This is a genomic window from Acidocella sp. C78 (genome assembly GCF_907164655.1).
In genome coordinates, this window is sequence record NZ_CAJQZK010000007.1 from 68,348 (window position 1) to 82,453 (window position 14,106).

The window sequence follows — 14,106 nt, forward strand, 5'->3', positions numbered from 1 at the left end:
TCCCGCGAGCACCGGCTCCGCCAGCCCGGCGACATCGACGCCCTCGAAGCGGTATTCCCCGGAACTCGGCCGGTCGAGACAGCCGAGAATCGCCATCAGTGTCGATTTCCCCGATCCGGACGACCCCATGATGGCGACGAACTCGCCACGCTCCACCACGAGATCGACATCTTGCAGCGCCCGCACCGCGAACCCGCCGCTGCCATAGCTCCGGCCGATCCCCTGCAACGCGATGACTGGTGTCGCCGTCATTCCCTCGCCTTCAGAATCGCGGCACCCAGGGCGCGCCCACGCGCTTCAGCCGCTCGCCGATGATCACCGCATCGCCCACCCGCAGCCCGCCGCCGGCAATCTCGGTCTGGTTGTCGCCGGCAAGTCCGGTCTTCACCGGCACGGCGACAGGCCTGCCGTCCCGCATCACCCAGACCCGCGCGCCCGCCCCAGTTCCACCGGTCGCGCCCGCGGGGGCGAAGCGCAGCGCCTGTCCCGGCGCGAGCAGCACATTTTCACGCGATGCGGTGATGATCCTGACCGAGGCGGTCATGCCCGGTTTCAGCGCGAGGTCGCGGTTGTCGATCGCGATCACCACATCATAGGTGACCACGTTCTGCACCGTCTGCGGCGACTGGCGAACCTGCGTCACCCGCCCCTCGAACATCTTGCCCGGAAAGGCCAGCACGGTGAATTGCGCCGTTTCCCCGGGCCGGACACCGGCGATGTCACCCTCGCTGACATTGGTATCGACCTGCATCCGCGTCAGATCGGTGGCGATCAGGAAAAGGGTCGGCGTCTGGAACGAGGCCGCGACGGTCTGCCCGATCGTCACGTTGCGGGAGACGACGATGCCGTTCACCGGCGAGACGATGTCGGTGTAGCCAAGATTGGCGCGGGCCGCGCTGAGCCGGGCCTCGTCCTGCGCGATCACCGCGCGGTCCAGCGTGGTCTGCGCCTCGCCCTGGCGCATCGCGGCCTTGGCGCTGTCGGCGGCATTGCGCGAAGCATATTGACGCGGCGCCAGTGCCGCGAGCCGGCTTGCGTTGCGGCGCGCGTAGTCGAGCCCGGCCGCATCCTTGGCGAGCTGCGCCCGCGCCACCGCCACCGCCGCGATATCCTGGTCCACGACCGCCTGATAGGGGCGGGGATCGATCCGCGCGCAGACCTGCCCGAGCCGCACGATCGTGTTGTAGTCGCAGTCGATCGACTGGATGATCCCGAAACCGCGGAGCCGACGATCACGCTGAGCACGGGATTGACCGTCCCCGTCGCGGTCACGGCCTCGACGATGTTGCCGCGGGTAATCGCGGCGGTGATGTAGGCAGGCCCTTGCCGCCGCCGCTGCGCCGCCTGCCAGCCGAACACCCCGGCAGCCGCCAGCGCCGCAACGGTGAGCATCATCGCCGCGCGCCTCGCGCGCCGAGCCAAAATCCCCTTCGCATCCGCGCCCGGCGTCCCGCTCATGCGTCGTCTCCTGCACGGCGCATCCGCTCGAACGGCCCGCCGGCGGATGGCGTTGCACCTTGCGCACGGCCAGCGGGCGGACGCCATGACGCATATCAATCCGTCTCCGGAAGGCTGATTGCGAATGTTACACTTCAGGGTCGTTTCGACGAAGTTTCAGTGAAACCAGCCGGTTCGCCAGGTCTGCCACATTGTAACCCTCCATCCGGTCTGCTTACACGCCGACACAATCAGACCCCCCGCAATCCGACAGGCTTGCGGGCGAGACGGTCTGAAAAAACCCACTATCGGAAAGGGACTCATTGTGCGGTTTTCTCAGCAGGCACGGTCGCTCAACCATGAAACGGCCCGGTCAGGCGGCCGTGTCGCGCAGCGTCGCCTCGTGGCACTTCTTCTCTCGTCAAGCTGCCTCATCCCAGTCGCTGCGCATGCGCAGACGGTCAGCGCCGGCGAGGTAAGCGCCGCCGGCTCCGGTTATATCGCGGGCGCCACCGTGGCGCCGAGCCAGAAGAAGGTGTTCAAGTCGGGAACCACGACCCGCGTGCTGAACCGCAAGCTTCTTGAAGCGGCGGGCCCGGTCGCGGGCGCCGCGCAGATGCTGTCCTATGCGCCGGGTGTGCAGGTCAGTGGGTATGGTAATACCGGCTCCACCAAATACACCGTTACTCTGAACGGCGTGTCGCAGGGTTGGGGTGGCTATGGCAGCATGCTGAGCGCCGACGGTCTGCTTGGCGTCACGCTGGATGGCGTGCCGGTTGTCGATCCGTCCACCAATCTCTGGCAGTCGAACATGATCCCGCAGAGCGGGATGATCCAGAGCGTCAGCACCACCTATGGTCCCGGCGAGCCGGCCGATCGCTGGTATAACAATTTTGGCGGCGGCATCGAGTTCACGCCGTTGCAGCCGACGACAAAACCTGGCGGTGACATCAACCTCACCTATGGCAGCTACGGTCAGAAGAACATCGAGTTCGACCTGCGCACCGGCAATTACCATGGCTGGTCGACAATCCTTGCTGGCGGCACCGGTGATGGCAACAGCTTCCGCACTGCCCCTGACGGCTTCAAGAGCCCGAGCGAGAACTATTCGATCTACCTGAAGACGGTGAAGACCTTCTCGGCTGGTAATGTCGCTTTCGGCGGCTATTTTGCCCGCAGCGCCGGCTACCGCACCCCGGTAATCCCGACCTCGGTTCAGCCCGGCGTCTACACCAATGGCACGTCCGGTACGCTGTACAGCCAGCAGAGCTCCGGCTTCTACAGTGCGCCGAGTTTCACCAACTACGAGAAATTTGACACCGACGCGCTGTGGATGGTGTTCGGCCGCGAAAACATCAATCTCGACCGTGACACGACGCTGCACAATCTGACGTATTTCGAGAATTTCTCCCGCGTCCATTCCCGGCTCAACGATATCTACAGCGCCGGGCCGCAGCAGATGGAATACAACAATCCCCATACTGACGTGATCGGCGACAAGCTCTGGCTTACCGAGAAGCTGCCATTTAACACAGTTGATGCCGGCGCCTACATTATCCACGACGATTATAATACAAGAAATAATTTCTATAATACTGCCAATGGCGGGAACAAGGGCGTTGCCAATATCGGCGGCAAGGTCCGCTCCGGATATTTCAGCCAGACCGACGTGGCCTTCTTCCTACAGGATGACATTCATCCGATCCAGCGCCTGCACATCACGCCGGGTGTCCGCTTCGTCAGCTTCCAGACCTCCTATGGCGACTCGGCGCAGCAGGATTTCGGGCTCGCTCCAGGCGCGGTGCTCGGCACCAAGTGTGTCCTTAACGGGACTTCGACCGCTGGCAATGTTACCGAGCAGGGCTCGGTCTGTGGCGCGCATGTCAGTCGCAACGGCGTCGAGCCGTCGTTGTCGGCGAATTTTCAGGTTCTGCCGTGGATGGCGGTCTATGGCACCGTCGCGGACGTGTACCGCGCACCTCAGGTGGGCGGCGGTGGCGGCCTGTTCCAGAAGATAAATCCTGTCACGACCTACGCCCCTGAATATGGGCAGTATTTCGACGCCGGTCTGAAATTCCATGCAGACAATCGGCCGTTCCTGCATCACTTCCTCGCCGGTGTGGATTACTTCCACCTCCGTTACGCCAAGCAGTCGCTCAGCGTGCAGATCAACGGCAACGGTTATTTCGCAACGGGTTCGTCGGTCTATCAGGGCGTCAATCTCTTTGCCAATGACAACCCGATCTACAATCTCTTCGTCTTTGCCAATGCCTCTTTCGTCCAGGCAAAATACCAGAGCTACAACGCCAATCCTGGACCGGGTAACGCGCCGCAATATTTTAACGGTTATCACGTCCCCTACGTGCCGGACATGAACCTCAACATCGGCGCGTATTATAACCTGCCGATCGGCTCCATGGTTCTCACCCCGCGGATCTGGTACCAGTATACTGGATCGCAGTATCTGTTCGACAATACCGGTGCATCAAGCCCCGGCGGCAACCCAGGGCCCAGCAACCAGAAAATGGCGGGCTACGGCACGCTCAACATGTCTGCGAAGCTGAACGTTCCGGTGAATCTGCCCTATGCTGGGCACAAGACCATGGACGTGTCGTTGACCGCTCTTAATGTCACTGGCAATAAATATAACGCTTTCGAATACATCTCGAGCGGCGGTTACTTCGGAACCTCGACCAGCGGCTACCGTCTTGCCTATCCCGGCGCGCCGTTCACGATCTATGGCAGCGTTGGTTTTCACTTCTGACGTCTGATCGGGTCACTGGCGCGGGCCGTTTCGGTCCGCGCCATCGTTTCCCGGCGCATTCCTTCCGCCTGTTCCACTCCTTCTGGCTTTGGCTGGAGTGGATTATCCGGAACGCGTCCCCGCCGGACAGGGCCGGGGGCGGGTTCTGCTCACCTGACCACGCGGAGACGATCCTGCCAGATGGCATCATCCGGCCGGATTTTTTCCCAACCGGACCATGAGTTTTCATGAACACTTTTCGCGGCGTCGGTGATGGCATGAATCCCTTGCCAGAAGATCGCTTCTCGTTCCCTCTCGCGCTCATCGTGGCGTTGGCCCTTGAAGTCGGGCTGGTTCTCCTTGTTGCCTACCTGCCGCCAAGCCATGCCGCGGTCGCGCCGCATCCGCAGGTCACACGGATCAAGATGCTGGCGCCACCGCCAAAGCCGAAGCCGCTGCCGCCGCCACCCAAGCCGGTGCCGCCTCCGCCGAAGCCGCTGCCGCCGCCGCCCAAGCCGCAAACGCCGCCGCCGCCGCCACTACCGAAACCGCCGGTGCCGGTGCCGGTGCCGCCACCGCCTAAGCCGGTGCCGCGCCCCAAACCGGTGCCGCGCCACGTTGTTCATCACAAGCCGAAGCCGCAGTCCAAACCGTTGCCGCGCACGGTGTCGAAGCCCGTTGCTCCGCCACAGCCGAAGCCGCAGCCGGTGCCCGCTGCGGTTCAGGAAAGCGCGCTCGAATCCTATGCCGGCGCCGTTCATGCGGCCGTGCAGGCGGATCTCAAGGTGCCGCGGGTCGTCGAGATGATGCAACTCTCCGGCGTTACCGAACTTGCGCTGCGCATCGCCCCTGATGGGCATCTGCTTTCGGCCAGCGTGGTGCGCTCCTCCGGCGCTCCGCCGATCGACCGTGCAGCACTGGCCGCGGTACGCGCGACGCGGCTGCCGCCGTTCTCGTCAGACATGCCTCACCACCCGATCACGGTGACGATCTTTATCCGGCTACGCAGCCGTTAGCCTGAAGTTTTCACTGATTCGAAAGCAAATTCCCTGTATTTATCGGTGAACTTCGAGATCTGATTTTGCCGCTTACTGGACACGCATGGGGTCGATCCCGATCAGGGCGAAGGCGGTGGTTTGCAGCGACGTGGGGTTTGCCAGAGCGGTGAAGGTGGCGTTCGGCGCCTTGGGTAGGGAGGCGGTGTTGAGGGTCTGTGTGGCGAGATGCGCCATCAGGTCGGTGAAGCTCGAAATCGGCAGGTTCTGGTCGTTGCGGCGTCGCCCGCGCTTGCGATCGGCGGCCGGGGATATCGATGCGGGGGCAACCGGCGATGAGCGTTCAGTTTCCGCGCCTGGCCGGTCGTGATCCTGGAACAGCAGGGGCTTGAGGGCGTCGCGCAGATGCCATTCGACGTAATAGGCCATCATGCAGAGGAAGACGTGGGCACGCACCCGCGGCGAGAGCCAGTGATGCACCGGGCGGATCGCGAGATCGACCGATTTGAGGGACCGGAACGCCCGTTCCACCCGTGAGAGATCCTTGTAGGCTGACACGGCTTCGGTCTCGCTCATGACGTCCGCGCTCACACTGGTGCGGATGACATAGATGCCGTCGAGGGCCGCCTCGCGCGCGATGCTGGCGGCGTTGCGCTGGAAATCGAAGCGGCTGGCGGTGATGGTGAGATCGAAATGCTTGGCCATCTTGCGCTGGTTGATCACCGCCCCCACCGCCAGCCCGATCGCGGCCTCGCCATGAAGAGGAGCGCGTTTGCGCCGTGTCGCATCCCGGATCCGCGCCAGTTCCGTCTCGGTGGCCACGAGCAGCGCCTCGCGCTTGCGCCGTCGTTCGGTCGCCAGGGCGGCGTTGCGACAGGCGATCAGCCGCTCGCCCGGATAATCGGGCGACGTGATCGCGGCGATATCGCGCTCGTCGAACAGCGACATCTGCAGCGGTCCCTCGGCAAGATCCTGGATCTGCCCCGCGCGCAGGCAGCTGATCCAGTCCAGCCCCGCCGGCTTGATCGTCTCGCGGATCCGCGCCGTGGTGATCATTCCGCGATCACCCACCAGGACGACGCGCTCGAGATGGAACCGGCGCTTGAGTTTCTCCACCTGGGCGGCGATCGTCGCCGGATCGGCGGTGTTGCCTTCGAACACTTCCACTGCGATCGGCCGCCCCTCGCGATCGCACAGCAGACCATAGACGATCTGCGGCCGATCGGGCCGGTGATCCCGGCTGTATCCGTGGTGTGCCAGTTCGCAATGCCGGCCTTCGAGGTAGGATGAACTGACGTCGTAGAGCACCAGCGTGCCGTCGCGCAGATGGCGCCTTGCAAACTCCCGTTCGATCCGCCCCTGCTGCGTGCCCAGCCAGTCCAGCGCCGCATAGATCTCGCGCTCTTCAATGACACCGAGATCAAGCATCTGCCCGAGGCTCGATGTTGCGGTCTCCGGGTTCAGGCCGCGCAGGGTCGAGAGCTTCGATCCCGGCGCGATCACCCGGCCGGCGATCAGCGCCAGGGCGAGACTGCGCTCGCGCGACGCCCTCCGGCCCAGCAGGCGGGGTATCCCGAGCTTGCGCATCATCCCGAGTGCCGCCGCCACATGACCATGCGGCAGCGAACGCCGGATCTCCAGCGCCTGATCGGCACCACCAACCACCGCGCCACCCGCGAGCAGCGCTCGTAGGCCATCGATCAACGCGGGCGGCATCTGGCTCAGATTGGCGATGGTACGCTTGTGAACCTTCCGCCCCTCGCGGAAACTCTCCCGCAACAGCACGGCCGGCGCCGATCGGCCATTCGGAACCACATCGATGAACATAACCCGAGCGAATCACAGATCGAGTCGCACCGCAAGCCCCATTTATGGACACAAAACGCTCGCAAGAAATCAGCGCTACGCGAGGCTATCCGCCACGTTCAGGTCATTCCCAAGTAAAAACTTCAGGTTAGAGAAATTTCAGTGAAATCGTTTTGAAATCCGATCTTACGGGTTGTCCATGTTCGCCCATTCTGGCCTTGCCTCGGGTCGGGCAACGACTTCCGCGCGGTCTTCTCGGCCAGGCGTGGTGGGTCAGCACCCGCACCAGAAAAGGGATATGAATGATGCGGAGTTATCTTGGTTCCAAGGGCGTCACGCGGGGTATGCGCCGTCGGCTGACAATCCTGCTCCTGTCGACGAGTTGTCTGGTCCCCATCGCGGCGGGCGCACAGACGGTGAGTGCCGGAGAGGTGAGCGCCAGCGGCGCGGCTGGACTCGTTGCGGATGCCACACAGGCGCCCAGCCAGAAGAAGATATTCAAGTCGGGCACAACGAAGCGTGTTCTGAACCGCAAGATCCTCGATGCGGCCGGTCCGGTTGGGGGCGCCGCGCAGATGCTTTCCTACGCGCCGGGCGTTCAGGTTTCAGGCTACGGCAACACCGGTGCCGACAAATACACGATCACCCTGAACGGCGTTCAGCAGGGCTGGGGTGGCTTTGGCGGCTTTACTGGCGATGGCGCGGTGATGATCACCATGGACGGTGTGCCGATGGTCGATCCTTCGACTGATTTGTGGCAGTCGAACTTCATTCCGCAGAACGGGCTTATTGTGAGCGCGACCACCACCTACGGCCCCGGCAACCCGGCCGATCGCTGGTATGCCAATGTCGCGGGCAATGTGGAGTTCACCCCGGTTCAACCAACGACGAAGCCCGGTGGCGACATCACCGCGACCTATGGAAATTACGGCCAGAAGAATATCGAGTTCAACCTGCGCACCGGCAGCTATCACGGCTGGTCGACTGTCCTTGCCGGCGGCATGGGTAATGGCAACAGCTTCCGAAAAGCGGCTGATGGTTTCCAAAATCCTTATAACGACTATGCGATCTATCTTACTCAGCAGTCGGTAATATAGGCGACAGTTGGTGCTTTGAAGAATGATTGCACGAGACGTGGTTTGCGCTTGATGGCGGCGAGTTGGGCTTCGATTTTGTCCTGAAGCTTTTCGCCTTGGCGTAGCGGAGTCCGGGCGACGCCCGTCCGCTTCATGTGGCTCCAGACCAGTTCATCTGGGTTCAGGTCAGGGGCGTAGCCTGGCAGAAAATGCAACGTCAGCATTCCATTGGTCGACGCCACGTAGGCTTTCACCAGCGCTGTTTTGTGGGCAGGCAGCCCGTCGAGGACCAGGTGCACCGGCCTCGTGCGGTGCCGCATCATCCGGCGTAGCAGCGCTACGAACAACTCAGCATTCAGGCCGCCTTCATAAGTGCAATACCAGAACCCGCCGCGGGCTGTCACCGCCGAGGCGGCGCTGATCGATTGCCGTTGGCCCGGACGCTCGACGATCGGCGTCTGTCCCTTCACGCCCCAGGTCTTGCCATGCACGGCGTCGGCCCGAAAGCCGGACTCGTCCAGAAAAAGACCTCGCCGCCACAGGACTTGGCCTGCCTGGCGATTTCAGGAAACCGCTCACGTCGCCATGCCTCGATCGCCTCCGGATCGCGCTGATAGGCACGCTGCAACGGCTTTTGCGGCGTCAGGCCCAGTTTCGACAGCAGTTCGCCCACAGCCGTCACACCGAGTTTGATACCAAACTTGCGCTCGATCAGTTCGGCCACAACGTGCCGGGTCCACAGCCCGAAATCCAGGCCGTATTGGCGCGGATCGCGGCCATTGATCCAACGCAACACCTGCTGCTCCTGGCGCGGCGTCAGACGCCGCGGCCGGCCGGTTGCCGGCCGTGACCGCAAGGCTTTCACCCCGACCCCAGGCTTCGATGCCGCGCTGAGCCATTTATAGATTGTTGTGCGGCTGAACCCGTATGAGGCAATCACCAAAGAGGCCGCTTCGCCCTCGCGCACCCGCTCTACAGCCATCAGCCGGATGGTTTCCAGGGTGCGATGATCAAATCTGCGACCGTCCCGTTTCATGCCAGAATTATATCATCCCCGCAAACATACGACTAGCAAAATGTCGTCTTAATTACCGACTGGTGAGTAAGACGATCAAGAGCTTTTCCGCCGGCTCTTTTGAATTTGGCGGTTATTTCGCGCGCAGCGTTGCTTACCGCGCACCGATCATCCCGACCTCGCCTTATCCTGGAATCTATATCACCGGTAGTACCGGCAGCGTTCCTTACAGTCAGAAAACATCGGGGTATTATAGCACACCGCCCTTCAATGTTTATGAGAAGCAGGACGAGAACCGGTTCTGGATGGTCTATGCGCGAGAAAATATCCGCCTCGACTCGTCCACCACACTGCATAACCTGACCTATTATCAGAATTACAAGCGAACCCATTCCCGTCTGCATGACCTGTTCTATTCTTTCGGTCAGAATGAGGCGATGGAGTATAACGATCCGCATACCAACGCGATCGGCGACAAGATATGGCTCACGACCCGGCTGCCGCTGAACAAGGCGACGCTTGGGGCCTATTACATCCACGACGACTATAATACGCGGAACAATTTCTACTCGACAGCCTATGGCACCAACACCACTGTCGCGGGCCCGTTCTTCCGGTCGGGTAATTTCAGCCAGAACGATTTCGCTCTCTTCGCGCAGGACGATATCCATCCGATCCGAATGCTGCACATTGTTCCCGGCATTCGTTTCGTCAGCTTCCAGACCGCTTATAACGACACTGCGTTGCAGGATTTCACCATCCTGCCCAACCAGGGATACTATGCGAAATGCGCCCTTACCGGGGGGCATTTGCAGATCGGCAATGGCAATAGCTTCGATTCCGGCTCCATTTGCGGCTCCCATGCCAGCCGCAATGGCATCGAACCCTCGATCTCGGTAAACGCCCAACTCCTGCCCTGGCTGACAGCCTATGGCTCCTATAGCGAGGCCTATCGTACGCCCGCGGTTGGCGGTGCGTTCGGCTTGTTTGCGAAGATCAACCCCTCCGCCTATGGTCTGGAACAGGGACAGTATTACGACGCCGGTCTGAAGTTTAATGTCGAGAACCGGGGATTCCTGCACCACTTCCTTGCGGGCATCGACTATTTCCACATCCGCTATGCCAAGCAGTCGCTGAGCTATGCGATCGGTGGCGGTCAGTCGGTTTTCGCGACCGGAACCTCAATCTATGACGGGGCGAATCTCTTCGTTGATGACAATCCGCTCTACAATCTGTTCGTGTTTGGCAATCTGTCGCTTATCAATGCCAAATACCAAAGCTATGTTACTGGCGGCACATCCTATAACGGCAGTCATGTCCCGTATGTGCCGGCGGTGAATTTCAATGTCGGGGCCTATTACGACATCCCGATGGGCGGTATGATTTTGCAGCCGAAGCTTTGGTATCAGTACACGGGCAGCCAGTACATGTTCGACGATACGACCGGCGCTCCTTCCAACGTCCAGATGCCGGCCTATGGCGTTCTGAATATGGCGCTGAAGCTGAAGGTGCCCGTCCGACTCCCCTATGCCGGACGCAATACGGTGGATGTCAGTCTCACTGCGCTGAACGTCACCAACAACCGGTACAACCAGTATGAAATCGTTGGTGCAGGTGGTTATTTCTCACCGCCGGGCGCGACTGTCCCGACCCCTGCCGTAGGGTCGAACGCCTTGGTCTATGCCTATCCGGGTGCGCCTTTTGGCATTTACGGTACCGTCGCGGTTCATTTCTGACGAGCCCAACCTGGTGGCTCAGACCAGTTGGGTCCGATAAATTCGTAGTGCCGTGCGGAGCTCGCTCCGTACGGCCTCTGCGTTGCCCGCGCGTAGTGTCATTCTACCGCTCGAAAACAATGGGATAAGTCGCCGTCCGATGCTCGATCGGACCAGATCGGGTGGTGCTCCAGATCAGAAAAACTCAACATCCGGCCCATCCGTGAAATGCTTCAGCGGATTCGAGGTGCCGGATTTTTGAGCAGCAATGTGATTAGGCACGACATCCGCCTCCTCGAGCGGGAGCTGCTTCAGCCTGAGTGTAATACCCGGAGGGCTGTCCGCGGCCGGTAGGTTTGGTTCATCGGCCGGAACTGATCCTGCTCCTCGGTCTCTGGGGTGAGAAATCCGGCGACGCGAGAGTTTAGCCGCGCGATTTCCTCGCGTAGCGAATGGGTCGCTGCGGAAGTCTGCTCGACCATGGCGGCATTCTGCTGCACTGCCTGGTTCATCTGCCCGGCGGCAATGTTGATTTCGGAAAGATTGCCCGCCTGGTTCCCTGCCGCATCGGCGATCTCGCCGACAATCCCGTGCATTTCCGCGACATGACGCAGAATGGTGTCGAGCGCGGTGCCGGTTTCGCCCACCAGCCTCACCCCATCGCCCACCTGTTTGGACGACCTCGCGATCAACGCCTTGATTGATTTCGCCGCTTCGGCGGAGCGATGGGCCAAGGCGCGCACCTCTGACGCCACAACCGCAAAACCCCGCCCCGCATCGCCGGCACGCGCCGCCTCGACGCCGGCATTCAGGGCCAGGAGGTTGGTCTGGAACGCCATTTCGTCGATCAGTCCGATGATCTGATCGATCTCGCGCGATGAGGTTTCGATGCCGTTCATCGCGATCACCGCCTCGCTGACGATCTTGTGTGAGCGGTGTGCTGCAGCGCTGGTCGCGTCCACCGCCATGGCCGCCTTGGCGGCGTTGTCAGCGGTCTTGCGGATATCGCCGGTAACACCGTCGAGCACGGTGCTGGTCTCTTCCAGGGCTGCTGCCTGCTGCTCGGTGCGCCGCGCCAGATCCTCGGCCGCCTTGGCAATCTTGCCGACCCCGAGGCTGATCTCTTCCGTGCTCAATTTGACCCCGCTGATGCTTTCGCCGAGCGTGGCAATCGCGGTATTGAAGTCTACCCGCAGCCGATCGAGCGAGGGGATCAGCGCCTCGCCGATCCGCGCCGTGAGGTCGCCGGCCGAAAGACTTTCGAGCGCCGCGGCGATGCGCGAGAGGTTATGCATCCGCTCGGTGATGTCGACCGCGAACTTCACCACTTTCACGACCTTTCCCTGTGTGTCGAACACGGGGTTATACGTCGCCTGCAGCCAGACCTGCCGGCCGCCCTTGGCGATGCGTTCGAATTCCGAGGAGAGATACTCACCGCTGCGCAGATGCGCCCAGAACGCCGCGTATTCTGTGCTGGCAGCGAATTCGGGCCGGGCGAACATGCTGTGTTTGCGGCCAATCACCTCGTCGCGGGTGTAGCCCATATACGAAAGGAAATTGTCGTTTACATCGAGAATTGTGCCATCCAGCCCGAAGGTGATGATCCCCTGAGAGCGGCCGATTGCGGCAAGCACGCTCGCGTTTTCCGCCGATTGCTCTTTCTGCCCGGTGATATCGAGGGCGACCTTGACGATGCGGATGACCTTGCCGCTCCTGACGCGCACGGGGTTGTAGGCCGCGCGAAGCCAGATCGCTTCGCCAGCCTTGCCGATCCTGCGGAATTCGCCCGAACGGGGTTTTCCTGCAGCAAGCTCGGGCCAGAAACGGGCGTAGTCTGAATTGTCCCGCTCGGCAGTGTCCAAAAATATGCGATGGTGGCGCCCGACAATGTCGCCGAGCCTGTAGCCTGTTGCCTCCAGGAATTTTTCGTTTGCGGAAAGAATTTCACCGTCTGGAGAAAAACTGATTACCAGGAAGGAATTCTGCATAGAGGCAAAATTCTGGGAATTTATCGCAGCCTTCGCTGATAAAAACATTTTTACCCCAAAATGTCGAAATGAAACGATCGTTCTTGTATGTTATGAGTATCAAGCCAGATCATTAACGGAAAGTTTCGCGGAATTCCGAATTTCAGGTCAGTCAGCCATGCGCCGTGTGCGTTCGGTCCTAATATTCAAGATAATCCAAAGGCATTTTTCTCGATATCACAAAAACGTGATATTCGAGAGCGTCAATTTTTCATATGTAATCATGTCAGCAGGAGTGACCAACTGCTGCCGGTTCCGTCAGGTCTGGCCAAAAACGCCATCGCCTATGGGCGGCGCAGTGCCAACTTGCGTGGCATCGGCAGCTCGGCCACCCGATCCGGTAGATTGTTCAGCGCCTTCCACAGCATCCCACCCATCCGCCGTAGCATGTGCTGGCGCTGCGGCGTGCGTTTCAGCGCGGGCAGGTAGCCGGCCAGCAATTGCAAGACGAAGCGCCGCTGCTGCGCCATTGCGTCGACGAGGTTACCGTCGCTGGTCACCGCCGCGAGCGTCGCAATCACCGGTTCTTCCTCGATGTCGTTCATCCGGCAGAAGCTGCGCAGTTCGTCCCAGGGTGAAACCCCACGCTCACGCAGCATCTTGTAGTTCGGTCCGCCGACCGGACGGGTATGGCGCACCTGCACCGCATCAATGATCGCGATCTGTGACGCGGGCTCATCGACCAGCTTCGGCCAGACGAAATCAAGCCCCCACCCGCTGAGGTTGGCGTTGAACAACGGCACCGCCCGTTCCAGCACCGCGGTCGTGAAGCACGGGGCCATGACCTCGACATAGTTGGTATAGCGGATTCGGAACCGGTTATTATGCAGCGTGGTCAGATGGCCGAAATAGCTGCTGTGCTCGAGTGAAGGCTGCGCCACCTGGAGATTGTGCCCGGACATGATCCGGAACAGAAGGTCGATCTGGTCCGACGTGGTGTCGAGGTCATCATCCGGCAGCCAGACATAATCATAGTCCCGCAAAAAGCGGGGGGTCTCCTGCAGCAATAATTGCAGCGCCGGCCATTTCGGTCCTTTGCTGTCGATCCGTTCGATATCGGGCCGGCGGTAGAGTTGTTCCTGCTCGCCGTAATAATTTACAACAATGTCCCAGGTTCGTGCGTCGCCGCCGGCGAGCCAGCGAGGATGCAACGAATTGTCGCCCGCCCGCACGATCACGAGGTTGCGGCGTCGGCCGGAAATCTGCCCGTTCATGGCGCTGAAACCCTTATCCTCAAAACGATTTGATTATCCAGATAATGGCTAATTCCTGCTGGAACCAGCGAAACATCG

General features: G+C 61.0%; 9 protein-coding genes and 1 pseudogene. 4 read left to right on the forward strand and 6 right to left on the reverse strand.

From position 1 onward, the window contains the following. Positions 1 to 84: 84 nt before the first annotated feature. Positions 85 to 252: pseudogene (locus ACIDOCELLA78_RS000000102715) on the reverse strand (ATP-binding cassette domain-containing protein); the annotation flags it as partial. 10 nt (positions 253 to 262) lie between these two features. After that, positions 263 to 1,552, reverse strand: coding sequence for an efflux RND transporter periplasmic adaptor subunit (locus tag ACIDOCELLA78_RS000000102720; protein ID WP_249675473.1), 1,290 nt, complete (start codon positions 1,550 to 1,552; stop codon positions 263 to 265). Between the two features lie 288 nt (positions 1,553 to 1,840). Between ACIDOCELLA78_RS000000102720 and ACIDOCELLA78_RS000000102725 the strand changes: the two genes are divergently transcribed. Next, positions 1,841 to 4,201, forward strand: a complete 2,361-nt coding sequence (locus ACIDOCELLA78_RS000000102725; protein ID WP_249675477.1) for a TonB-dependent receptor — start codon at positions 1,841 to 1,843, stop codon at positions 4,199 to 4,201. A gap of 227 nt (positions 4,202 to 4,428) precedes the next feature. Next, the gene (locus ACIDOCELLA78_RS000000102730; RefSeq protein WP_201728276.1) at positions 4,429 to 5,196 is read left to right on the forward strand and encodes an energy transducer TonB; all 768 of its coding nucleotides are present in this window, start codon (positions 4,429 to 4,431) and stop codon (positions 5,194 to 5,196) included. Positions 5,197 to 5,268: 72 nt separating this feature from the next. Here ACIDOCELLA78_RS000000102730 and ACIDOCELLA78_RS000000102735 read toward each other — a convergent pair whose 3' ends face one another. After that, entirely contained in the window at positions 5,269 to 7,002 is a 1,734-nt protein-coding gene (locus tag ACIDOCELLA78_RS000000102735; protein WP_201727483.1) for an IS1634 family transposase, read from the reverse strand. 284 nt (positions 7,003 to 7,286) lie between these two features. Between ACIDOCELLA78_RS000000102735 and ACIDOCELLA78_RS000000102740 the strand changes: the two genes are divergently transcribed. After that, complete coding sequence (locus ACIDOCELLA78_RS000000102740) at positions 7,287 to 8,078, forward strand: TonB-dependent receptor plug domain-containing protein (protein ID WP_249675481.1); 792 nt, start codon at positions 7,287 to 7,289, stop codon at positions 8,076 to 8,078. Here the strand turns inward: ACIDOCELLA78_RS000000102740 and ACIDOCELLA78_RS000000102745 are convergent. Beyond that, positions 8,060 to 9,093, reverse strand: a protein-coding gene (locus ACIDOCELLA78_RS000000102745) for an IS630 family transposase (protein WP_201728277.1) whose coding sequence is annotated in 2 segments (ribosomal slippage) — positions 8,060 to 8,574 and positions 8,574 to 9,093 — 1,035 coding nt in all. Because the reading frame shifts where the segments join, the coding sequence is not laid out codon by codon here. The genes ACIDOCELLA78_RS000000102740 and ACIDOCELLA78_RS000000102745 overlap by 19 nt on opposite strands. A gap of 62 nt (positions 9,094 to 9,155) precedes the next feature. Between ACIDOCELLA78_RS000000102745 and ACIDOCELLA78_RS000000102750 the strand changes: the two genes are divergently transcribed. Next, positions 9,156 to 10,808: a TonB-dependent receptor gene (locus ACIDOCELLA78_RS000000102750; protein WP_249675486.1), complete on the forward strand. Its 1,653-nt coding sequence runs from the start codon at positions 9,156 to 9,158 to the stop codon at positions 10,806 to 10,808. Between the two features lie 290 nt (positions 10,809 to 11,098). On the opposite strand, the gene ACIDOCELLA78_RS000000102755 is transcribed toward ACIDOCELLA78_RS000000102750, so the two are convergent. Next, entirely contained in the window at positions 11,099 to 12,775 is a 1,677-nt protein-coding gene (locus ACIDOCELLA78_RS000000102755; RefSeq protein WP_249675489.1) for a PAS domain-containing methyl-accepting chemotaxis protein, read from the reverse strand. 323 nt (positions 12,776 to 13,098) lie between these two features. Next, the gene (locus ACIDOCELLA78_RS000000102760) at positions 13,099 to 14,028 is read right to left on the reverse strand and encodes a DUF707 domain-containing protein (RefSeq protein WP_201728280.1); all 930 of its coding nucleotides are present in this window, start codon (positions 14,026 to 14,028) and stop codon (positions 13,099 to 13,101) included. Positions 14,029 to 14,106: the final 78 nt, after the last annotated feature.